Genomic DNA, 22,211 nt, shown 5'->3' with positions numbered 1-22,211 from the left:
CTACTCCCTAATTCCATGGGTTTTCTACTAAAACAGCACCATCAGGACGCTTCAATAAAACTTTTCCACGATTCCCAGCCCACTCTTTTAACGCCAGACCACCTTTTGGTAGTTGTAGCTGTATATCTACATTCAGCCCTGCTTGCTGAAAATCTTCGAGTAACGCAATTGCCTGCTTTTTGGCAAAAGGCTGTTCCGCTCGAATCAACAAATCGATATCGCTGTGCTGGGTGACGGTTTCAATACCTGTTGCCAGTTCAAAACCGAAACTTCCTGTATACCCCCAATACCCCGAAAAACTTTTCATGATGTTGGAAATGCTCTGTAGACGTTCTGCCAAATGTTTAAAGTGACTGGTATTTACTTGAGTCAGTGCTTCGGGTTTAAGCTGTCTAGTAATGGCAGATCGTGGCATTTGCGTTGCATATCGTTGATGACGGAATTGCCCTCTTACACCTACCGCCACCTGATCTACAGAAATAATTGCCCGTCGAACGACAACAGGATCACCTCGCAGCAAAACCTCTTTCACCCAAAGCGGAGCATCATCAGCCAAACAACTAACCGTCATGCCCCAGAGTAAATCATGGGCTTGCAGCTCAAGTTTCATGACCATTGCTCACGCAATAATTCACGGACTTTTTTAGACATCTGACGATTTTGTCCATGAAGTCGTTGTTCCAGACCTCTGGACGGCTCAGCATGAATCTCTTTAAATGCTTGTTCTACAGCCAGCTTTGCCAATGAAAGATCATTCACTGTTGGTTGCTCTGGATTCTCAACCGATAAAAGTTCAGACAACAAACCAAGCGTTGCATAGCTCTCAATGTCATAGGCCATTGGAGGAATGCTTGATGCCAATTGCTCTAACTCATCAACCGACCGCAAAGTAACGCGTGCAGCAGATTCTTTACCCATTGCATGCACCATAACACCTGAATCTTTTAAGGCAATAATACGATTGGCTTGGTAACCATGCGCCAAGAAAGCACCCGACATCGACTTTCCAACCAATAAACTGACAATAGGATGACCTGCCAATCTGGCTCTGGCATAGCGATCTACTGCACCTGCTAATGCTTGATGGATACCCAGCAATTCTTCACGGCGTCCATAAGCCTGACTAGGCACATCCACCAGGCATAAAATGCCACGTTTCGTTTCAGCATTTGCATCAGCTTGAATCACGTCATCAACCGCCTTTGCCAAACTCCAACCTTCCAGCAATCCAACTTCACCTTGTCTTGCACGCGGGAACAGATTATTACTATCTGGAACAACAGCAATTACCCGTAGTGCTTGTTGACCGATCTGACCATCCGCAACCAAAACAGAAGCTGGAAAGCCTTCAACTACCTTAAAACCTTGCGTAAAAGCCTTAAACCAATCTGCACCTCGAGTAGATGCTTTTAATGTATCAACGGCGATATTCATGCTTGCTCTCCTTGATACAAAGCCTGAACCTGTGCTGGAGTAATTTGCTCTGCAGTATCGACTTGTTGTAGCTGCGCTAAATAGAATGCGTAATTTGAACTGCGATGTTGATGAGGCAAACCTTGTTGCAAATAATCAATCACTTGTTGACGGATTATATTGCGGTCATCATCCACATAAGCATCGGCCAAACCACTGGCGAAGCGCTGATTACCACCTGTAATACTCCAAATAAATGGACGATCTTTGGCGTTATATTCTTGTATGCCTGCTTCCTGCTCAATCACTTGTGGGCCATTCAACCCCAATCTGCCTTCTTGCGTCATCACAATATAACTGCATAATCCGGCAGCAATTGACATACCACCAAAGCACCCGACACTCCCAGCAACCACAGCAATCACTGGTTGATACTGACGTAAATTCACAATTGCGGCCTGAATTTCAGCAATTGCAGCCAAACCCAGATTTGCCTCTTGTAAACGAACGCCACCCGTCTCTAACAGTAAAATTGCAGCAGTAGGAATACCCTTGAGATTATCTTCAACCGCAAGCTCTAAAGCGCCCGCAATTTTGGCACCACCGACTTCACCCAAGCTTCCACCTTGGAATAAGCCTTCAATTGAAATTAAAACTACTGGCTGTTCTTGAATAGAACCTTTTGCAATCACCACGCCATCATCGGCTTGCGGGACAATATTCTGCCGAATCAGCCAAGGTGACATGACGCGTGCAAACGGATCAAGCAACTCTCGAAAAGTGCCTTTATCTAACAATGCTTTGGCACGTTCCCTTGCGCTGAGTTCAATAAAATCCTGTTTATTTAACAAGCTCTCGATATCAGTCATGCGCAATCTCCTCTAATGCTTGTTCCAGACGTAAGCGAACCACACCGGGGGTTGCACCAAAGTCATGAATATCAATTTTGACCGCTGGCGGTGTTTGTGCAGTAAAAATTCGTTCAAACAGATTGTGCCAACGTGCCGCACTACCATCTACCGAAGTGACGACATGAATAGAAGCGTTCCCTTTCTCGCCAGGTTCCATCAAAATTTCTAAATCACCCGAGCCCACACACCCTACCAATGCTTTTTTTACAGGTGGCTCTGTCGCAACAAACTCAAAATGAAGTGTTTCCATCATCAAAATCCCTCTTTATTTTTTAAAGTTGACTGCTCAACACGATCTATAAACAAGGTTGCTGCCAACAAATCTGCAGCACCGCCGGCAGAAGCTTTCATACGAAGTAGATCAATCTCTAAAAGATGCAAAGCACGTCGGCCTTCCAAGCTTGAGCTTCCGCCCAAATCCAGTACTTGCTGTGCCCCTTGTTGCATACGCTTTAAACCCGATATTCCCGAGCGATAAAGCACGCAGGTATCGGTCAGATCAGTCATCATGGCAAGCAAGGCATCTAGACGAGCAAACGCTTCTTTCATAGGTTTATTGCGACTTTGATAAAGCTGCTTTAAACCAAAATTCACAATCGTTGGAAAACCTTGTTGAGCCTGTTCTTTGGCGCCTAAGATGCCTAATTTCTTCTGAACCTGCTGACCATGACTCAAGGCTTGCTCTGGAATAAAACGATCTTCAAACTGGGCAAGCTGACCTGCTAACTGACATAGCTCAACAGCCGATAAATATTGTTGATTGGTACGTGCCAACGCTGCCGCCGTCACCATTAAACCCAAGGCCCAAATTGCACCGCGGTGTGTGTTGACACTATCTGTTGCCAACATCATGGTTTTTTCACCTTGGCGGCCAATTTCACCAATGTCTTCACGCAAAGCTAAACAAACTTTTCCATGATGCACTGCGGCTTGGGCCATCGTCTCGAACATGGGTCCTAAACTTTTTGCAGAGCGCTCCATTAATTCCAATGTCAGGTCATCATGGGCACCACTACCACGGCGATCAACCAAGGCGGGTTTAGGCGTCAGATTCACTTCATCAATCAAAGCCTCGACCGCCATATCTGCCAGAAGCTGACTATCGCTGAGTGTTTGATATTGAACTTGTACCATCATTACCAACTCCTGAATTTTGCAGGGGGTTGATATAGACCATCTGACCATGTCACCAAGTCGGCAATATTTTTCGCAGCTAAAAGCTCACGTGTTGCATCGGTGCGGCGAATGCCTAAATCTTCAGGGAACACCACCAAGCCTTCGCTTCTTAAACGCGCTGTCGTTTTAGGGTCTTGGCTTAAACCAATACTGGTCACGCCTGCCACCGCAGCAATCATGGCTTGACGCTCTTCTTGGCTACTTGCTTTATATAGATACGCAATGCCTTCTTCAGTCAGTAGATGGGTGACATCATCGCCATAAATCATGATTGGTGCTAAAGGTAGGCCTGCTGTTTTAGCCACATCAATGGCATCAAGGCGATCTACAAAAGTCGGCTTGCCACCCTCTTGGAAGGTTTCCACCATTTGAACAACTAACTTTTTACCACGTGCCAAATAGGTTTCTGTTTCATTGGCACCTTGCAAACGCATATCAAGCCATGCTGGCGTATCGTGACGACGTCCACGTGGATCATGCCCCATATTTGGTGCCCCACCGAAACCCGCCAAACGACCTTTAGTGACCGTCGAAGAATGGCCCATGCCATCAACCTGCAACGTTGCACCGATAAATAAATCAACCGCGTATTGACCTGCGAGCTGACACATCATGCGGTTGGAACGTAACGCGCCATCACGACCTGTAAAGAAAACATCGGGACGAGCTGCAACATATTTTTCCATACCGAGTTCGGTACCAAAGCAATGCACACTTTCAACCCAACCTGTTTCAATCGCTGGAATTAAGGTTGGATGCGGATTCAATGTCCAGTTTCGGCAAATTTTTCCTTTTAAACCTAAAGACTCACCATAGGTCGGTAAAATCAGTTCAATTGCTGCCGTATTAAAACCAATGCCATGATTTAACGATTGCACATTATGCTTTTCATAAATTCCACGAATTGCCATCATCGCCATAAGCACATGCACAGGCTTAATGTGTTTTGGATCACGAGTAAATAACGGTTCGATGTAAAATGGCTGATCTGCCACAACCACATAATCAACCCAAGAGGCAGGAATATCGACACGTGGTAACTCTGAGACGTCATCAACCAGTTCATTCACCTGAACAATCACAATGCCGTCGCTAAAGGCTGCTGGCTCAATGAGTGCAGGAGAATCTTCGGTACTTGGCCCTGTATAGATATTGCCATGACGGTCTGCCATAAAGCCCGCCGACAGCACCACATTTGGAATTAGATCGACCACCAAACGCGAATACAGTTCGATATAGGTATGAATCGCACCGACTTCCAATAAACCATCTTCAATGAGCTGGCTAATGCGCAAACTCTGTGGACCAGCAAAAGAAAAATCGAGTTTACGTGCAATGCCTTTTTCAAATAGATCGAGATGTTCGGAACGACCAACGCTTGGCATGATCATATGTAAATCATGCAAAACATCTGGATTGGTTTGCGCTAAAGAACGCGAGAGGAAATCTGCCTGTTTTTGATTATTACCTTCGAGTACAACTCTGTCGCCCGGTGTAATCAATGTTTCCAAGACTTTAATAATGTCTTGAGTTGGAATGACCACACCATCGGTATATTGGTTTGCCATATCCAGCTTTAGCTGTTTAGCATGACGCCGCTTTGTCCATAACCGTTCTTTATTCTGAACTGAGCCTTCCATGTGTGCTTACCTATAGATCACAGTTTTATTCTGAATCTATAAAAGCGCTTTATGAAATTTTGATCAATCAACCTACAGCGCTGGTTATTAACCTGAAGTTAATGGTTTTTCAGCAATCACTGTAATCACAGCGTTAAGCCATTATTTATTAAAATATTTACGATGTTCCACTCAAAATCTGATATCCCAATCGGCAAATCAAGATACTCACCAAAATCAAGAATAAAATACGGATAAAACCACTGCCATATTTTAAAGCCAAGCGTACGCCCAATAATGAGCCTGCAATATTAGCAACCGCCATCATCAAGCCTAGTGCAAACAGCACATGACCAGTTGGAATGAAGAAGCTTAATGCCGCCAGATTGGTCATTAAATTGCCAATCTTTGCCAATGCCGAAGCATGTAAAAAATCGACCTGTAGAAAACGAATAAAAAAGAAAATAAAGAAACTGCCCGTACCCGGGCCAAAAATACCATCATAGAAACCAATGGCTAGACTACCAATTGCAGCCAGTACCAATAACTTTGGCGTGATCTGTTGATCGACATGGACTTGCCCAAACTGCTTTTTGGCGAAGGTATAAATCGCAATCACAATCAGCATAATCAAGACAATCGGTCTTAAGATATGTGTCGGAATCAATGATACACATGCTGCACCAATAAAGGAGCTAATAAAGGCAAACAGCGCAATCACGCCCAACAGCGACCACTGCAATTTCACCCGACGTACAAATGAAAATGCAGCAGAGCCTGTCCCAAAAATGGATGCCAGCTTATTGGTTCCAAATAAGGTGGCTGGTGCGGTCTGCGGTAAAGCGCCCATCAATGCGGGAATCTGAATCAGCCCACCTCCGCCTACGGCAGCATCAATTGTTCCTGCACAAAAAGCAAAGAACACCAGTGTCAGAATCAGTTCCCATTCCATGGACAATACCTTTTATAGATTTAACAAGCGTTTTGGTACTAGACGTTTTTTATCTGTGATTTCAGCCAGACCTAGACAACGTTCGCCATCGAAAACCAGTACTTCAGGCGCAGCTTCATGATCAATATTACTTTCCTGACCATTGCCAAAATATTTTTCACGGCCTTCTGGCAATTGTACGCGCGGGAAATGCTCAACGGGTGCATACACAGGCAACAATAAAGCATCCCGTTGTTCTAAAGTCAGGCCTTCAAGATATTCGATGGTATAACCTGGATTAATTTCAAAATGCCCGGTTTGGATACGGTGCAACTTGGTTAAATGCCCACCACATCCCAAAGCTTCACCAATATCTTCACCCAATACACGAATATATGTGCCTTTCGAACAGGTCACATCTAGCGTCAGGCTATCTTCGGTAAAATCAACTAAGGTTAAATCATAAATCGTAACTGGACGTGCTTCACGTTCAATCTCAATGCCTTTACGTGCCAATTCATATAACGGACGGCCTTCACGCTTCAATGCTGAATACATCGGTGGTACTTGCTGAATATCGCCTCTGAATTGCGCCAGCACCTGTTCAATACTTTCTGCCGTTAAAGTTGGTACTTCTCTCTGCTGGAGAATTTCACCTTCAACATCACCCGTTGCCGTGGTTTGCCCTAACTTGACCGTAGTTTGATAGCGTTTGGTTGAATCGAGTAAATAATGCGAAAACTTGGTCGCTTCACCCAAACAGATGGGCAATAGTCCTGTTGCCAATGGATCAAGTGCACCGGTATGCCCTGCCTTTTGTGCATTAAAAAGACGACGCACTTTTTGCAATGCTGAGTTAGAACTTAAACCTAAAGGCTTATTTAATAGGAAAACACCGCTTAAATGGCGGTAAGTACTTTTTTTCATAAAAAGAAAAGTCAAAGCATAAAGACCTATTTTAGCAAAACTAGGTCGAGGATTTAGAAAAGGATTGGCTTTTAAGCACAAACAAGCATAAAAAAATGCGCCAAAGGCGCATTTTTTTGCTTTACAACAAAGTTAAAATTAACCTTGTTTACGAGCTGGTAACTTTTCACGAATACGTGCAGCTTTACCAGACAACTCGCGTAGGTAGTAAAGTTTAGCACGACGAACGTCACCACGACGTTTCACTTCGATCTTAGCAACGATTGGAGAGTGAGTTTGGAAAACACGCTCAACACCAACACCGCTAGAGATTTTACGAACTGTGAAAGCAGAGTTTAAACCACGGTTTTTCTTCGCGATTACAACACCTTCAAATGCTTGAAGACGCTCACGGTCACCCTCTTTTACTTTAACTTGAACGATAACTGTATCGCCCGGTGCAAAAGCAGGGATGTCTGATTTTAACTGTGCATTTTCAACAGCTTGAACTAAAGGATGTTTACCACTCATGTGGAATCTCCAATATGTGCGGGAGAGAAGAGGTCTCTGACGCCGCTGGGAATAGAGGCTAAAGCGCATATTTCCCGTTTAACTTTCCCCTTAAGACAAACGTCTTAAAGAGCCTATTTTTAACTTAAACCAAGTTTAAGTAGAACTCGAAGCAAAGCTTCTCGTTGGGTGCGAAGATCAACTGATATCAGTTTAACCTTTCGAATTTTTTAACCATTTAATTTGCTGTTTGCTCAACTCTACTTTTTCAACCAGTTCTGGTCGACGATCTAAAGTTCGTTGATAACGCTGCAAAAAACGCCACTTCTCAATATTGGCATGATGTCCTGATTTAAGTACCTCAGGCACATCTAACCCTTCGAAATGGTCAGGCTTTGTATATTGTGGACAATCAAGAAGACCATCTACAAAAGAATCTTGTATCGCAGATTGCTCGTCAGTCATGACATTGGGCAAACGGCGAATAATACTATCGAGCAACACCATGGCAGGAAGTTCACCGCCCGATAAAACGTAATCCCCGATTGACCATTCTTGATCAACATAATGCTGGATTAAACGCTCATCGACGCCCTCATAACGCCCACACAATACAATCAAACCATCATAATCAACGAATTGTTGTACTGCCTGCTCATTCAAGGTTTTGCCTTGCGGTGACATATACACCACTGGGGCATGAACACAGCCTGCTTGCGAAGCAAGTTGTTTGGCATGATTAATTGCTTTTGCCAAAGGCTCAGCCATCATCACCATACCTGGGCCACCACCGAAAGGACGTTCATCCACCCGTTTGTAATTGCCCTCAGCAAAATCTCGTGGGTTAATGCAAGTCACTTGCACGATGTCACGCTTTGCTGCACGTCCGCTAATCCCGTACGCTGTAATCGCTTCAAACATTTCAGGAAACAATGTGATGACTGCAAAAAACACCGCAGACTCCTCTATTTTCCTGCTGCGCTACTTTCCCTAAAAGGATTAGTAGTCTACGCCCCAATTGACGTAAATACGACCAGCTTCAAGATCAACGCGTTGTACCACATCTTTATGCCACGGAATCATTCGCTCTTCAGCATCAACACTGTCAGCAGTCGCTTTTACGACCATGACATCATTGGCACCTGTTTCAAACAGTTCGTAGATTTGACCGAGATTGACTTCTTGTTGTTCATCATCAAGACCTAACACCGTTAAGCCTTTAAGATCAGACCAGTAGTACTCGTCTACATCTGCTTTTGGAAGCTGAGATTTGGCAATCCAGATATTTGCGCCAACCAGATTTTCTGCACCAGTGCGATCATTTACGCCTTTTAATGCAACAACCAAGCCTTTGCCATGTGGTTTCCAACGTTTCACATCTATTGTTTGCCAACCTGCCTTGGTCTCAATGTACCAAGGAAGGTAGTCAAACATATTACTCATAGGTTCAGTATTTGAATAAACCCAGAGCCACCCATTCAATCCATAAGCTGAACGTAACTGTCCAATCTGAATACGATCTTCTGGCACATTCTGTGTCGATGTCATGGGCTACCTACTACTATTACGCAGCAGTTGCAGCTTTTTTAGCTTGAGCAGCTAAAGAAGCAACGCGCTCTGAAGGTTGAGCACCTTGAGCAACCCAGTGAGCAAAACGGTCAGCGTCTAAACGAACTTTTTCAGCTTTACCTTGTGCAGTTGGGTTAAAGAAACCAATACGTTCGATGAAACGACCGTCACGTGCGTTACGGCTATCAGTTACAACGATTTGATAGAATGGACGTTTTTTTGCACCACCGCGCGCTAAACGAATAACAACCATGAGAACAACCTTATAATTTTTACGGATTATCCCTGCACCGACCATCGGCAACACTTCAAACCCCTTTCATAGAGGGCGATATTCTACGTTAAATTGACTTTGAAATAAAGATTATTTTTCGGCTTATCCACAGCTTTGAATTTAATTGATAAAATCTGCTGGCTTACCAGTCTTCTTTATCTAACCCGCAATCTTGCGTTGTAATATTTGCAGGTGTTTTGGTCTTACATTTAATGCCCGCACTGGTCAAAAGTAATGAATAATTTCGCGGGCTCTGGCTCACAGCTTTTAAAGACCATGTTTGAGCATTCACAGTTAAGGTAAGAGTAAATTTCTGCTTGCCACTGCTTGCGTCTAAAGGTAGCAACAACATTGTCTTGGTTGCATTATTAACATCTGCGTATGGTCCCTCATTAAGTACAGGGTCTCTTAAGAAAAACCCATCATAACTAAAATTCCGCGTCCGATGCTTTTCCAGCAGTTCTGCAACCTTTAGCATTTCCTGTTGTGCTGTAGATAATTCTGCACGGCGGATATAAACCTGATAACTCGGAATAGCGATCGCTGCGATAATCGCAATGATTGCCACCGTAATCATCAATTCAATCAAAGTGAAGCCTGTAGCTTTAATTAATCTACTTTCATCAAAGGAAGGAGAGTGCACATCTCTCCTCCTCCCTTGGGCAAGATAATGGTATTGCTTCCTTTTATTCATTACGTTCATACCAAGTCAGTGGAACCAGTTGGCGACGCATTTGATTGACAGGTAAACCACTCAACGTATTGCTACTATTCCCCGAAATCAACCCACGTGATTGTAAATTGTTTTTGCTTGTCGAACCTGCACCAACGCTGAGCGCCACAATGCCATCCCCAGATTTACCCACCAATCCAACAGATTCCGAAAGCTGTGTTTGCTCACACACACCAAATGGTAAACAATAACGATACACCTCTGTTTTCCCACGTACCTGAACTGGACAGCTTGGCGTTACACCGCGATCATACACACTGGCATATAAATTCTTGTTCATCACAACCATTTCATCTGTAACCTTTTTCGCATTGGAAAAAGAAACCGCCCAGCCATTTGGCATTAATGCTTTTACTTCTGCAATATTCTTATCTTTAGCTTCATCTTTACTCAATATGCCGCGTAGTGCTTTGCCTGTTGTAGTTAAATCAATATCTTTTGTCTCTAATTTATCTGCTGACAATGTATATAAATTGGTTTTGATTACATCACGATCAAACAAATTATAAATAGCACCTGAGCTAGAATCACTGGCTGGTAAACTGCGATTACCTGAGGCAATGCTAATGACAGCTAATGGTTGTTCATAACCATAAACAGTAAAGTTTGGCGCATCAAAAAAGCGTGGGCTAAGACCACCTGTTTTATGTAAATTTAGGATACGTGTCGCACGTTGTGCAAAATCACCTGTTGTTGTATTGGCATTGATATCCACACGCCAAACTTGTCCACCCAAATCCCCAAAATACAAATGATCAACCAAGCCATTGCCGTCACGATCAGCGACACTGATACGACTGACAACGCTATAATCCATATTGCTTACATTTAAGGCATTCTCTTTTGCAGTATCGTTTTTAGTTGTTGCACTTGAACTTGCCCACCACAATAAATCCCCATTATCAGCATCAAACATATAAACCCCTGCACCTTTTTTATTGGTTTGGTTATATATTGGGCACTCATATCCCTTGTTACTATAAGCAGATAAACTCACACCTGTTTCTGATTCAGCACAAGCAACGGTGCCTGAGGCATCATAGCCGCCTCCGACAAACATTACTTGTTTACGTTGCCCTTTCCAATTGACATAAGCAATTGTAGGTTTAGACCAGCTCTGTCCCATATTCTCGATTGCTGAGAATGCTTGCCCTGATGGGTTCGCTGCTGAATAAACTTTGCCTGTATTTGGATCGATATGGAATTTGATTTCGGGCTTGTCTAGATCAGCAAGATTAAGTGCGTAATAACTACGACCTCCCATACGCAAGCCACCATATAAAGTTTGTTTCCCAGTTGCGATGACAATATCTTTATTCTTCGCTTGCTGAACAGTTGCATAAACTTTGCCATCACTACCCATACCATAGGCATATTCAGTATAAGCGGTCCACGCACCGTCTATTCCATACGCCATATCAGGCCAATAACCTTTACGGTCTTTTACAAAAGCTTTTCTTTGCTCAGCATTTTCCAGCATTTCATTTGGCAAAAAAGCAAATTTCTCCTTCCCATCATCAGCATCCACCACATGTAATAAACCTTGGGTTGAACCAAAAGCAATGTAGTCATCCCGATCAATTTTGTTCGTATCAAACTTAGCATATTGAGTCAGTTTTAATGGCGTAGAATGAAGTGGCATCCCCACTTGCCAAAGTGGTTCGCTTTGAGTAAGGCTATTTCCTGTTGCGCTTTCAGGATTATCTAACTGATAGCCTAAAAGACTCATTAAATAACCACCATAGCTATCTTTGGCAGAAGCATTGATTGCACAGCGCGCCTCACTCGAATCAGCCAAATAATCAGTTGTTACTTTTTTCAGGCTTGAACTTTCAGTAAAGCTGCCATCAGTTTTACAATTCCGGTTAATCCACAACTTGCGTGCAGAGGTATCCGTCTTAGTTGGACGTAAAGTCTTAAGTTGGCCTAATGCACCGCCAGTAAATAATTTAGTGTTTTTATCTTGATCTTCTAATTCATTACTATTCCATTGATCTTTCCAATCCACCATACGGATAACATTATTTCCACTGGTCATATCTGTAACGGAGTATTTTTTAAGATTTCCAAACCAATTTTGTTGATCTGCTGGTGCAAACATACTGTTATAGACGTCATTGCTCAATTGATACGGTGTTAATGGATCAGCAGGAATGGTTTGTAAGCCCATAAACGGCGCTGATTCCACATCAGCAATACGCTGATTAAAATTGACAATACTTTGTGCAATTCCTCCTGTACTTGCTTCTGTATACCAACCACCTTTACCCTCTTTCCCCCAATATGCAAGATTTCTCACATCTCCCAATTCAGCATCAGTTGTAGGCTGGGTCGGCAAGATGATATCAACAACATTTAAAAGTGGTCTTAGGTCAGCAATAATACTCAAGAGGCTCAATGCAGCATTTAATAAACTTTTTACACTGCTCAACAATGTATTGACAATACTCCCACCTGTACCCGCACCAATAACATTATCGCCATTGAGCCTTACATAATTGAACTCTTTACCGATACCTGCTACACCTGTTTTAATCTCAACCTGTGTTCGATAAGCGGCATTAGTATCCAATAATGCCTTGGAATAATTCGCCAAGCATGCCCAGGTCGCTGTAGAGGTGCCCAATTCCCACCCACTTGGTGGACTTACCTTACAAAAATCATTGATATTGGTTGTTGCAGCTTTCCCAAGAGACTTCTGCATAATACGCTGCACACCCAACGCATCAGCAGGCACAAGTTTTGGCGCATTGCCTGTTAAAACAAAAATACCCTGAGCTTGGCATTGTGAAGTTGTCGCCCCACTTATTTTTTGTTTGATTGAAGTTGGATTATCATATTCATCACTATTCGCCTTCATTGGAATAGCTGTAGAACGATAGTTATAACCAGAATAACTCGCATCCGCAGCATAGTAATAACGAATCACGCTCTTATTCGTATTACCAGACAGCAAACCAAGCAGTGCTCCTAGCAAATCGCCTAGCACCCCATTGCTTGGTGTTACTTGTTCCGTACGAATGTAACCCGTTGGAATGGGATATTCTATTAATGTGTCAATTGGCCAACTATTCTTTTTATGATATGAAGTACAATCATTATTGGTTTGCCGAGTTAAACATTTATATGCAACACTTGGCTTGGCAACAGACACTTCAAACTCAGACAGAACCTCGCCAGTTCCTCTGGTATTATGTCCGAGTAAATAAGCACCAGTTTCTGCATAAGCTGTAACCAACGGTGATTCTGGATTATTTAGTAAAGCCACAAGCGTAGCGGGAAGACTACCAATAAGCCCAAGTACATCTGTAACTAAACCAAGAATATTAAGCCCATCAAGTACATTGCCCAGAATGCCTACAACTTTATCCAAGGTATTTCCCAACGGATCCGAACTTGGTGCCAAACCATCTATCGCGGCTTTTAGTGCTTTCCGTTGATTACTATCATCAGCTACAACTGCACCACTCTCATCTTTATCGCCCTTTTTATAGCCTAGCTCTAGCGCAGGGACGACAATCATGCCTGCTTTTTGGTTTACACCACTACTGTTTTTAGCAGGAGCAACCGTTAGTCCTATTGCTGTTTTAGGAGATAATGCCGTAACCCCATTTTTTGCATTACCATTTAAAACATCACGTACAGCCATTTTGATTCGGGATAACCGACTATAACAACGGTAACCCTCACCTAAATTAATATTTACGGAAAGGATTTTATTACTCCGAACAGGCTCACTCGCTTCAAGTTTAGAAAATGGCGTACAGCTGGCACGCATGTAATCCAATGAGCTTTGCAAACCTAATAAACTATTTTTTTGAGTTCCTGTAATGGTATCAACCGTACTTAATAAGTCTAAAACTGCTTTCGGAAAAACCACATCACAATAGGCCTCTGTTCCCGCGGGTGGTGTCAACTTAACATCTACAACCGGCAATGCCCCGACAACTGCAAAAACTTTACTACTGATACATAATGGATAGTCTTTTAATAGGTCCAGTGCGGGAGATCCCATGCTTTGGGAGGTATCTACCATCAACATAATTGTACTATTTCCACCACTACTTCCTTGGCGATAGATTTCAACGTCACTCGCATGAGTTGCAGGTGAAACGACCAACAAACATGACAGTGCAGAACTGACCAATACAAACCATTTTGTACTATTATTATTCAGATCGGTTTGTTCTTTTTGTTTTATCTTATTATTTTTCATAACTATTTCTCCCTTATGAACCTGATGGCTCAAAGTCCGATAAGAAGCGATATTCTGCCACTTGTATGTTATATATCGGTTTTTCTGTATTCTGTTTGAGGCAGTTAGCAACATCATTAACGCCATTATTATCAATACTCTTGGTCAGGCAGCCTTTATCAGGATCATTGCCTGCTTTAAATAAAGCGTCAGCGGTCAATAGCCCTTGCATCACCGATACCACATAGACACGCAAGCGAATATTGTTTTCAATTTTTGCCCCAGTTGCCTCGGTGCCCCGGGATAGATCTGCAAAAGGAGAAGTTGATGTTAAGGCTCTTTTGATATAGACCTGAGTCACTACCTGTTTACGGCCACTTGAAGTTTTTGCTGAAGCTTCTGTACATGCACCTGCGCCAGAACTATTAATATTAAAAGACTGACTATTCAGCCGATAACCCGCTTTACTTAATGCAAATGGATCGGTTCCTGAAAAACAAAATACGAGTTCTGCATCTTGGTTATTTTCATTTTTAAAGAAACCAACAAGACCATTCGCCGCAGCAATGCTCTGGGTGATCTCAGGATTCTGAAATGCCATCAATGCTGCATCCGCATTTTGGGCCAACAGAGTCTGGATCTGATGATTACTCACCAGCTTTAATGAACTCACACTTTCACGTATCGCCAGCGTCCCAATAATCGTAATCATTAATAAAATCATGAGTACAACGATGAGTGTCGCACCACGTTGAGCCTGAATCATGTTCCAGCCCCCCCATTTGTACAGGTTTTGGTTTTACTGCTATCACAACCTTCCGAAACCCACCCCATTGCATTTCGTAAAGAGATTGTTTGATTCACAACCTGACGTAAATAATTATCCTGATAGGTAGATATCAGATTGACTGGAGTACCCAAGACTTGAAATGGCTCTTTGTTCCGCTCTTTAATAATCGACTGATTACCCGTTCTATCATCAGAACGAACTAGCACTCCCAATTGAATGGCATGGACATGTGGCCGAACAGCCTCTGTAACTCCATCAATATTTTTTGACGTTGCCTTTAAGGCCATATAGTTTTTAATATCGGCATAGGCCAAGGTACTATTTGCACTATTGAGGTCGCCATCCATATAACCCAAACGTACCTGAAAGAAATCAACATTAGGTAAAATGACCTGACTGTCTTCCCAAGCAAGTTTTAAACGATCCGTCGATGTCTTGGCATCCAGTGAAGCTTGACTATATTGTGCAGCTTGGCAGCGTAAAGACTTACGTGAATCTTTTACAGTAGAATCAACATAATAGCGCTGCACCACAAATATCCCGCTACTCACATCCTTACCCGAGCAGTCCAACCCACCTTGTGGCGCTTGATAACGGATGAGTAATTGATCATTGGTTAGGCCCGTCACATTGGCATTACCAAAACTGGTGAGCTGATTATTGGCAAAGCAATCTGCACAATTCAGATCAATCTTTTCACCAACATTGTTTGAGGTCAGCAAAATTCCTGCATAACCAATCTGGTCATTAACGGCAGGTACAGGCGAACTCAGATTGGCTTTGCGAATATCATCAACAATAAAATTCAAACCCAAACTGGCATTATCCTGAATATGTGCCATAGCTTTTTGTAATTTATAGCTGGTAATCCCAGTAATAAACAGTTGAATTGCCGCAGCGACAATCAACAAACCTAAAGTCAGTGAAATCATCAGCTCAATCAATGTAAAGCCTGATTGACTGTTGGTATATGGCTTAAAATCTGCAAGGCTTCTTCCCATTTTAATAAGCCTCCAGAAACAGACAATGTGATCCTGAAACGTAAGCCCCATCTTTTATGCATGAAGCAATTCCAGTATTTCCTGCCAGATTGGTCTCGTCCCAGGCGACATAAATACATTGTCGGTTATTTCCAGTTGGACATTGATCCACAGCGAGATTCATTCCACTATCTTTGGCTTGTAGCGCAGCATTTTGTAAATCTTGTAGCGCGATCTTTTCAGGTTTATCCGCTACATTTGATACTGCGATTTTTGGCACCTCTACTGCTGCAACCTTATATTTCCCTGCTCGGGTCGCCTGTGGATTTGCACGCATTTTCTCTGCCAGATCGCGTGCAATGGTGAGTGCTATCACCTGTTTATTAGCTTCCAGACTGGAATCCACCGCCCGTAACTGCAAAGCAGCAAAACCCAATACGCTGATCGCCAATAAAACCAGCGCAACCAAGACTTCAACCAGTCCAACCCCTTGTTGTTTTATATTCATGGGCAGGCTCCTTCCGTGATAATGGTATCTCCGATGACACCGACCCGAACACAATAAGAAAGACCTTGTCGCTCCAACATAAAGTCTTTTTGTGCAGTAATGCTGCCATTAGTTCTAAAACTGAGACTTGTCACAAAAGAACTGCCAGTATTAGCTGTTACACTAGGCTCCATATAAGCCAAAAAAGTATTATTTATAGAAATTGATAATTTTTCTGCACATTTCTTACGTTCTTTAATATCTTCTTCTGAAGGCAATTCAACAACACAAAGTCCAGCAAGCTGACGAGTCATTACTGCTTGGCTTCTTGCTTCTGAAACCTTCATCGTCAGTTCACGTACGGAGGACTCTAACTTTTGGCGGTTATACATGGAGGCAAATGAAGGTGCAGCCATTAAAGCGATAATTGCTAAAATAGCGATGGTGATGATCAGTTCAACCATCGTAAATCCCGAGCAAGGTTTGGCCTGTGCACAAGATAAAGCGCGATGCTCCGCGTCGTAATGGGCTTGTTGCATATAGTCCTCCATATGCACAAATCTTTTTGTTGTAACAGCGCTCTCAAGTATTTTAAGTAAGTAAAATCAATTCATTATATAAATGAGAGAAGCGCTATTTTTCGTGATTGTTTTCATGTTTAGTTATCAATTTCAACCTAAAATACACGAAAAGCTACCATTAGGGGATAAAAGGTATAGAACAGCAGATAAGTGATAATTTGATCACATTCACTTGTTATTATTGTCAATAATGTTAAATAACATCAAAAATTATTCATAAAAAAAGCAAACCTCGTTAGGATTTGCTTTCTCTAGTTTGCCAATCATCGTTATAAAAAGTTAGCGACCGTCCCAGTTGGTAGTTGCGGATGGAACACAGGCTGTACCACTATTTTTATCACTCCCTTTGGTCCAGCATTTATGTCCTTGGTTATTTAAAACCACATGCCCATCACCTATTTGTCCATTAATAGGAGTCGCTGTGAGTATCCAAGTCTGATCAGCCGTAGTTAAATCGATAGTATAAGATGCATTAGATACTGGATAGTTTTTTGTTAATGTTCCATTATCCAGCTTAGCATCTTTATATTTATGATTAATCACCCGATAACTTTGTAATCGTTGGGCAATATTCATCATTTCACTCTGTAGATCAGCACGTTTAGTACGCTTCACGTATTCTTGATAAGAGGGATAAGCTATAGCAGCTAAAATAGCAATAATTGCGACTACAATCATGAGTTCAATTAAAGTAAAACCTCGTTCAATCATCCGCATTACCATTTCTCCACGTTATCAGAGCTACCACAGTCAATATATTTTTGTAGATTCTCCGTTTGAGTTTTGGTCATACAGCGAAGACCGAGGCTTGTTAATAGCAAATCATAATTTTGAGGGTCTTTTACAACGGCCTCATCCCCTACACCACTCATCGTCCGTTCAACTTTTATTGCCCAATTTAATCCCTTAACTGATTTAGAGCTTGAGGTCTCTATACCTTTATCGTCTACAGTCATAGTTAAAGGTTTATGCCCAGCCCCTCCATCAACTAAGGTTAGTCTGTATTTAGCATTCGTTGATGTTGCCCCAATAGGTAAGTAAAGTGTTCCAGTCGTATTATCGTAATAACTTTTCTGTGTACCATTATCATCATAAGCATACCAAAAAGATGCATCAAACCCTTTATAACTAAAATTTTTAGATTTAAAACGCTCCAGCTCATTTGATATACGTAAGGCTTCTTGCTTTGCTACGGCCAAATCGCGCTTACGCATGTAACTTTGATAACTTGGAATCGCAATTGCCATGAAAATAGTCACAATAATTAAAACCACCATGAGTTCGATCAAAGTAAAACCATGATATTTTTTCATAGATTCACCTTATCTTGACTCATACCAACGTAAATGCTGCAATCTAGCACCTGTATCAAAGAGTTGACATTCAGGTTTATTTTTATTTGCCGTATCTTCGCAGTATCGATCTGTTTTCTTCACAATCAGACCTGTTTCATCAGGCTTATTACTAACTCCCTGCCCTAATCCTGTTCCTAAAATCCCGCCACCCAAAACGGTCTTATTTGGGCCAGTTGTCTCAGTTGTATAAAAGCTACATTTTCCGGAAGGTAAACAGAATTGATAAAGTTCCGTATCTCCTATCACACCTGAGCCACATGCTCCAACAATACCAGTACCATCTTTATTATAAACATTGACATACAACATACTATCCAAAGCATAAATCTCATTCATACCTTTATATTGACCAGCTGTTGCGCTGTACTGATATTTCCACCCTCCATTATAACTCGCACCATTTTTCTGAGCGACCCCATCTCGTAGAGTTGCAAATGTCGCAGGTGTTATTGAAATTAAAGATACTCCTGTATTGGTCGAAGACGTTCTTAATTCACTATTCGCGATTTTATATAAGTCTGAGCGGGCGACATCATTGTCATAAATGACATATACAGCATCATTAGCAGTTGTGGTAGTTGTATCCACCCCATCAATTCTATGTACTCCTGCCAAAGGCGAGCTACGATTCCCAGAACTTAAAGCTACTACACCAAAGAATCCATCCACTCCACTATGAACAGAGAAACTTGGCATTTCATAGAAACGAGGACTTGCACCGCCAGTAGTATGTGCATTATACAAACGAACAATACGTTTACTAAAATCAGTATAAGTTGTCGCTTTATTATTTAAATCAATACGGAATGCTTGTCCGCCCAAATCTCCAAAGAATAAATGATCAACTAAGCCATCATTATCACGATCAACAGCATTAATTTGGCTCACAACACTATATTTTAAATTAGCATCATTCACTCCAGTGCCAGTCGTAGAGCTTGTTACATTTGCACTAGCCCACCATAATAAATCACCATTCCCCGCATCAAACATATAAACACCCGCTCCTCTTTTAGGCGTTGTTGTATTACTGTCTTGATCATAGTTAGGTGCCTCGTACCCCTCATCATAGCCACCACCAACAAACATGACCAGTTTACGAACTCCTCCCCATTTCACCCATGCAACCGTAGGTTTAGACCAGCTTTGGCCCATATAACTGAGTGGATTATTCGCATCTGGGATCGTTTTACCACTTGCATCAAGTCGAGGAATACCATTATCTTTTATTACAGCATCTTCTGGATTGATATGGAATTTTAAACTTGGGCTACTAAGAGTAGTAAGATCCAAACCATAATAACTCCGCCCTCCCATTCTCAAACCACCATAAACCCATTGCAAACCTTTTTGTTCTAGATCTTTACCATCATTATCTTTACGTCCAGAGGTCCCAACCGTTAATGTTTTATCGGTTTTAGACACATATTGGGTATACGCTGTCCAAGCCCCATCCATTCCATAATATAAATTTGCTCGTCCACCATTTGTGGCTCCTTCATTCAGAAATGCTTTAGGCTGCTTTTCCATCATTTCATGCGGTACAAATGTAAAAACCTCTTTTCCTCTGTCCGTATCAGTATCACTTCCAACTTCAACGACATGTAAAGAACCTTGATTACTCCCAAATAATAGGTAGTCCTTACGATCTGTTGTGGTTACTAGTCCTTTATTGTCACCTGTAGTTGGAACAACAATTTTACCTTGCTGAGTTAATAAGATTGGTTTCGAGTGCATAGTTGCACCTAATTGCCGTTGTACATCGGTAGGCAATGTTGCTACTGTTATTCCCGTAGCATTTTCATTAACTTTATAACCTAAAATATTTAACCAATAATTTTTTTTAGGATCATTGCGCAAGGTACCTTCAGCATCTGTATTAAATAAGGTCCTTAAATTTACCTTTTGCAAACTACTGGCTTCTTCAGCTATCCCACTTACAGAATTAATTTGACGATTTGTAAATACAGTACGATTTGATGATTGTGTTTCTGTTGAAGCATCTGAAAATGTCCCTAATGGTAACTTACCTAGCACCCCCCCATTCCAGATTCCACTGGCTGAGTTATTCAATTTACCGCTATCTTGAATGAGTCGAATGGTCTTCGTATTGTCATAGAGCTGACCATCCTTAATATGATATTTATTAAGATTTCCAATCCAAAGCTGATAAGGTTCTTGTGGCTTAGGAGTAAACCTCGCATAATAACCATAAGGTTGGATTTGTATTGGATTTAAGGCATCTACAGGTAAAGTCGGTGAACCTGTCGGAATAGGATCAAACTCAGGCTTCATATCCTCAACAAAATTTTTAAGACTCTCAATCACTTCTTCTGTAGAAGATGCAGAATAGAAACCGCCCTCACCATATCCTCCCGAACCAGCAATAGTCGTTGTGGTACCATCAGAAAATTTACTTTGCATTCCCCAATTACAAGCATTTTTTTGGTCATTACCTGTAAGTTTACTGCAATCATAATAAGTTCTTTTATTACCCGTTTTAGGGTCAATTAATTCTTTACGAATTTCGCCTCGTGGATCAGCGACATCAAAAACCGACCCGAAACCCACTACTGCTGTTTTAATAACATGTTCATTATTACGTTGCGTACTATTAAAGAGAGGCTGTAAAACACTTCCTGTATTTAAAGATTTAGCAAAAGACCCTATTGATTGCCAATCTGATCGATAATTTCTAAACGAATTATTATTATCATAGTAGCCATTATTTGTTAACCCAGTTGTATATGAATAGTTTCCACTTAAATTTAAGGCATTTTTCATCAAGGTACTGGTAATAGCACTTGTACTCGCATTAGGCTCACCATCGGTTAAAACATAAATTCCTTTTCCTGAACATAATGGATCTTTTGTCTTATCCAATGGCGTGACATATTTCCAAGTTGAAGCATTTGTACCTGTACGAACATTTATACCCTCTGCAACACCAATACCACTGTATATACTATTTCCTCCTGTTGTAGTACCTAACAAATAAGCTGCTGCCTCTGCATAAGCTGATGAAGTTGGTGTACCTCCACTTCCCTTAAATCCTGAATTTCGAATTAAGGTTAATACTCGATCACGCTGAACACTACCCACAGCCCCCCATTGGTCTGCTGCAATACGAACATATCCTCTATTCCCATCCGCATTATAAGAAAAAGTTCCTATACCTATTTTTGTATTCAAAGGAATATCATTTGAATTTGCCAGTATATATAAAGAATTTTTTAATCGACTAATACGATCATAATATCTTTTTGTTTCACCATAATTATAATAATAATAAAAATTATTACTACCAGTACCCAAGTTAGACCTTGTGTATTTAAAAATTTCTTCATTATCAGGTCGACTTATAAGGGTATTACAGTTAGCGACTGTATTGTCAGATGTTCTGGTACATTTCCACCAATTTGTTTCATCGCTATTAGCACGATAGTAATATAAATTATTCCTACCTTTTGTTCCTGTATAACAAAAGTTAGTACTATAGCCCCCTGCTACTGTATCACCAGTTACTTTACCTGAAGAACGCACTGTGCCTAAATCACAAGGTCCATTATCCGAAACAGCTGTTAAATCCATACTTCCTGACAAATCCAGCATCATCATAATGGTGAGTTCTGTTGCATCAGGCAACTTATAAATATCAATATCACTAGCTTGAGCAGTAACTACATGACATATCGACATAGTCATCAACATTGATACCGATGCCGAAAGTAGTTTTTGATTAAAATTTTTCATTTTTTCACCCCTTACAGGTAGGTATCAA

Annotated in this window: 21 protein-coding genes; all 21 read right to left on the bottom strand. The window is 41.6% G+C overall.

What is annotated here, in order from left to right; all coding sequences use genetic code 11:
- Positions 1-7: 7 nt before the first annotated feature.
- The 21 genes from AWW72_RS04760 to AWW72_RS04660 all read right to left on the bottom strand — a co-directional run bounded on the left by AWW72_RS04760 (position 8) and on the right by AWW72_RS04660 (position 22,183).
- Positions 8-616, bottom strand: a complete 609-nt coding sequence (locus AWW72_RS04760; protein WP_155858541.1) for a malonate decarboxylase holo-ACP synthase — start codon at positions 614-616, stop codon at positions 8-10.
- A complete protein-coding gene (gene mdcE / locus AWW72_RS04755; RefSeq protein ID WP_062846589.1) occupies positions 607-1,434 on the bottom strand; it encodes a biotin-independent malonate decarboxylase subunit gamma in 828 nt (275 codons plus the stop codon). Before mdcE ends, AWW72_RS04760 begins: the two co-directional genes overlap by 10 nt.
- Positions 1,431-2,282 (bottom strand): biotin-independent malonate decarboxylase subunit beta, encoded by an 852-nt coding sequence (locus AWW72_RS04750; protein ID WP_047430372.1) that lies wholly within the window; start codon positions 2,280-2,282, stop codon positions 1,431-1,433. The genes mdcE and AWW72_RS04750 overlap by 4 nt, the downstream gene beginning before the upstream one ends.
- Positions 2,275-2,574: a malonate decarboxylase subunit delta gene (locus tag AWW72_RS04745; protein WP_062846648.1), complete on the bottom strand. Its 300-nt coding sequence runs from the start codon at positions 2,572-2,574 to the stop codon at positions 2,275-2,277. The genes AWW72_RS04750 and AWW72_RS04745 overlap by 8 nt, the downstream gene beginning before the upstream one ends.
- Before the next feature lie 2 nt (positions 2,575-2,576).
- Complete coding sequence (locus tag AWW72_RS04740) at positions 2,577-3,461, bottom strand: triphosphoribosyl-dephospho-CoA synthase (RefSeq protein WP_062846588.1); 885 nt, start codon at positions 3,459-3,461, stop codon at positions 2,577-2,579.
- Positions 3,461-5,140 carry a malonate decarboxylase subunit alpha gene (gene mdcA, locus AWW72_RS04735; RefSeq protein ID WP_062846587.1) on the bottom strand — a complete coding sequence of 560 codons (1,680 nt, stop codon included), beginning with the start codon at positions 5,138-5,140 and terminating at the stop codon, positions 3,461-3,463. The genes AWW72_RS04740 and mdcA overlap by 1 nt, the downstream gene beginning before the upstream one ends.
- A 157-nt stretch (positions 5,141-5,297) precedes the next feature.
- Positions 5,298-6,071 carry a sulfite exporter TauE/SafE family protein gene (locus AWW72_RS04730; RefSeq protein WP_062846586.1) on the bottom strand — a complete coding sequence of 258 codons (774 nt, stop codon included), beginning with the start codon at positions 6,069-6,071 and terminating at the stop codon, positions 5,298-5,300.
- A 12-nt stretch (positions 6,072-6,083) separates the two neighbouring features.
- Positions 6,084-6,977, bottom strand: a complete 894-nt coding sequence (gene truB, locus AWW72_RS04725; RefSeq protein WP_062846585.1) for a tRNA pseudouridine(55) synthase TruB — start codon at positions 6,975-6,977, stop codon at positions 6,084-6,086.
- Between the two features lie 138 nt (positions 6,978-7,115).
- Positions 7,116-7,487: a 50S ribosomal protein L19 gene (gene rplS, locus AWW72_RS04720; protein WP_004657502.1), complete on the bottom strand. Its 372-nt coding sequence runs from the start codon at positions 7,485-7,487 to the stop codon at positions 7,116-7,118.
- A 192-nt stretch (positions 7,488-7,679) separates the two neighbouring features.
- Positions 7,680-8,420, bottom strand: a complete 741-nt coding sequence (gene trmD, locus AWW72_RS04715; protein WP_005259937.1) for a tRNA (guanosine(37)-N1)-methyltransferase TrmD — start codon at positions 8,418-8,420, stop codon at positions 7,680-7,682.
- A gap of 45 nt (positions 8,421-8,465) precedes the next feature.
- A complete protein-coding gene (gene rimM, locus AWW72_RS04710) occupies positions 8,466-9,014 on the bottom strand; it encodes a ribosome maturation factor RimM (RefSeq protein WP_062846584.1) in 549 nt (182 codons plus the stop codon).
- Between the two features lie 16 nt (positions 9,015-9,030).
- Positions 9,031-9,288 carry a 30S ribosomal protein S16 gene (rpsP, locus tag AWW72_RS04705; protein ID WP_004776006.1) on the bottom strand — a complete coding sequence of 86 codons (258 nt, stop codon included), beginning with the start codon at positions 9,286-9,288 and terminating at the stop codon, positions 9,031-9,033.
- A gap of 163 nt (positions 9,289-9,451) precedes the next feature.
- Positions 9,452-9,886 (bottom strand): type IV pilin protein, encoded by a 435-nt coding sequence (locus AWW72_RS04700; protein WP_249409146.1) that lies wholly within the window; start codon positions 9,884-9,886, stop codon positions 9,452-9,454.
- Between the two features lie 109 nt (positions 9,887-9,995).
- Positions 9,996-14,258 carry a pilus assembly protein gene (locus AWW72_RS04695; RefSeq protein WP_062846582.1) on the bottom strand — a complete coding sequence of 1,421 codons (4,263 nt, stop codon included), beginning with the start codon at positions 14,256-14,258 and terminating at the stop codon, positions 9,996-9,998.
- 13 nt (positions 14,259-14,271) lie between these two features.
- Positions 14,272-15,003 carry a pilus assembly PilX family protein gene (locus tag AWW72_RS04690; RefSeq protein WP_062846581.1) on the bottom strand — a complete coding sequence of 244 codons (732 nt, stop codon included), beginning with the start codon at positions 15,001-15,003 and terminating at the stop codon, positions 14,272-14,274.
- Positions 15,000-16,028, bottom strand: a complete 1,029-nt coding sequence (locus tag AWW72_RS04685; protein WP_062846580.1) for a PilW family protein — start codon at positions 16,026-16,028, stop codon at positions 15,000-15,002. The genes AWW72_RS04690 and AWW72_RS04685 overlap by 4 nt, the downstream gene beginning before the upstream one ends.
- 1 nt (position 16,029) lies before the next feature.
- A complete protein-coding gene (pilV, locus tag AWW72_RS04680; protein WP_005259948.1) occupies positions 16,030-16,515 on the bottom strand; it encodes a type IV pilus modification protein PilV in 486 nt (161 codons plus the stop codon).
- Complete coding sequence (locus tag AWW72_RS04675) at positions 16,512-17,033, bottom strand: prepilin-type N-terminal cleavage/methylation domain-containing protein (protein ID WP_062846579.1); 522 nt, start codon at positions 17,031-17,033, stop codon at positions 16,512-16,514. Before AWW72_RS04675 ends, pilV begins: the two co-directional genes overlap by 4 nt.
- A 321-nt stretch (positions 17,034-17,354) precedes the next feature.
- Positions 17,355-17,786 carry a type IV pilin protein gene (locus AWW72_RS04670; RefSeq protein ID WP_502686075.1) on the bottom strand — a complete coding sequence of 144 codons (432 nt, stop codon included), beginning with the start codon at positions 17,784-17,786 and terminating at the stop codon, positions 17,355-17,357.
- 5 nt (positions 17,787-17,791) lie between these two features.
- Positions 17,792-18,388 (bottom strand): type IV pilin protein, encoded by a 597-nt coding sequence (locus tag AWW72_RS04665; RefSeq protein WP_062846577.1) that lies wholly within the window; start codon positions 18,386-18,388, stop codon positions 17,792-17,794.
- Positions 18,389-18,397: 9 nt separating this feature from the next.
- Entirely contained in the window at positions 18,398-22,183 is a 3,786-nt protein-coding gene (locus AWW72_RS04660; protein ID WP_062846576.1) for a pilus assembly protein, read from the bottom strand.
- Between the last annotated feature and the right edge of the window lie 28 nt (positions 22,184-22,211).

Origin of the sequence: Acinetobacter sp. NRRL B-65365, from assembly GCF_001605865.1 — a bacterium.
Classification (GTDB): Bacteria; Pseudomonadota; Gammaproteobacteria; order Pseudomonadales; family Moraxellaceae; genus Acinetobacter; species Acinetobacter vivianii.
Note: the sequence above shows the minus strand (reverse complement) of the source record. Positions and strands in the feature narration are given on the sequence as shown.

Excerpts from the sequence above, each read along its gene's own strand:
- AWW72_RS04730 (WP_062846586.1), bottom strand. The coding sequence starts at position 6,071 with ATGGAATGGGAACTGATTCTGACACTGGTGTTCTTTGCTTTTTGTGCA.
- truB (WP_062846585.1), bottom strand. The coding sequence starts at position 6,977 with ATGAAAAAAAGTACTTACCGCCATTTAAGCGGTGTTTTCCTATTAAAT.
- AWW72_RS04760 (WP_155858541.1), bottom strand. The coding sequence starts at position 616 with ATGGTCATGAAACTTGAGCTGCAAGCCCATGATTTACTCTGGGGCATG.
- AWW72_RS04665 (WP_062846577.1), bottom strand. The coding sequence starts at position 18,388 with ATGAAAAAATATCATGGTTTTACTTTGATCGAACTCATGGTGGTTTTA.
- AWW72_RS04690 (WP_062846581.1), bottom strand. The coding sequence starts at position 15,003 with ATGATTCAGGCTCAACGTGGTGCGACACTCATCGTTGTACTCATGATT.
- rimM (WP_062846584.1), bottom strand. The coding sequence starts at position 9,014 with ATGACATCGACACAGAATGTGCCAGAAGATCGTATTCAGATTGGACAG.
- rplS (WP_004657502.1), bottom strand. The coding sequence starts at position 7,487 with ATGAGTGGTAAACATCCTTTAGTTCAAGCTGTTGAAAATGCACAGTTA.
- AWW72_RS04670 (WP_502686075.1), bottom strand. The coding sequence starts at position 17,786 with ATGATTGAACGAGGTTTTACTTTAATTGAACTCATGATTGTAGTCGCA.
- AWW72_RS04685 (WP_062846580.1), bottom strand. The coding sequence starts at position 16,028 with ATGGGAAGAAGCCTTGCAGATTTTAAGCCATATACCAACAGTCAATCA.
- mdcA (WP_062846587.1), bottom strand. The coding sequence starts at position 5,140 with ATGGAAGGCTCAGTTCAGAATAAAGAACGGTTATGGACAAAGCGGCGT.
- pilV (WP_005259948.1), bottom strand. The coding sequence starts at position 16,515 with ATGAATATAAAACAACAAGGGGTTGGACTGGTTGAAGTCTTGGTTGCG.
- AWW72_RS04750 (WP_047430372.1), bottom strand. The coding sequence starts at position 2,282 with ATGACTGATATCGAGAGCTTGTTAAATAAACAGGATTTTATTGAACTC.
- AWW72_RS04695 (WP_062846582.1), bottom strand. The coding sequence starts at position 14,258 with ATGAAAAATAATAAGATAAAACAAAAAGAACAAACCGATCTGAATAAT.
- AWW72_RS04660 (WP_062846576.1), bottom strand. The coding sequence starts at position 22,183 with ATGAAAAATTTTAATCAAAAACTACTTTCGGCATCGGTATCAATGTTG.
- AWW72_RS04675 (WP_062846579.1), bottom strand. The coding sequence starts at position 17,033 with ATGCAACAAGCCCATTACGACGCGGAGCATCGCGCTTTATCTTGTGCA.
- AWW72_RS04700 (WP_249409146.1), bottom strand. The coding sequence starts at position 9,886 with ATGATTACGGTGGCAATCATTGCGATTATCGCAGCGATCGCTATTCCG.
- AWW72_RS04745 (WP_062846648.1), bottom strand. The coding sequence starts at position 2,574 with ATGGAAACACTTCATTTTGAGTTTGTTGCGACAGAGCCACCTGTAAAA.
- rpsP (WP_004776006.1), bottom strand. The coding sequence starts at position 9,288 with ATGGTTGTTATTCGTTTAGCGCGCGGTGGTGCAAAAAAACGTCCATTC.
- AWW72_RS04740 (WP_062846588.1), bottom strand. The coding sequence starts at position 3,461 with ATGATGGTACAAGTTCAATATCAAACACTCAGCGATAGTCAGCTTCTG.
- mdcE (WP_062846589.1), bottom strand. The coding sequence starts at position 1,434 with ATGAATATCGCCGTTGATACATTAAAAGCATCTACTCGAGGTGCAGAT.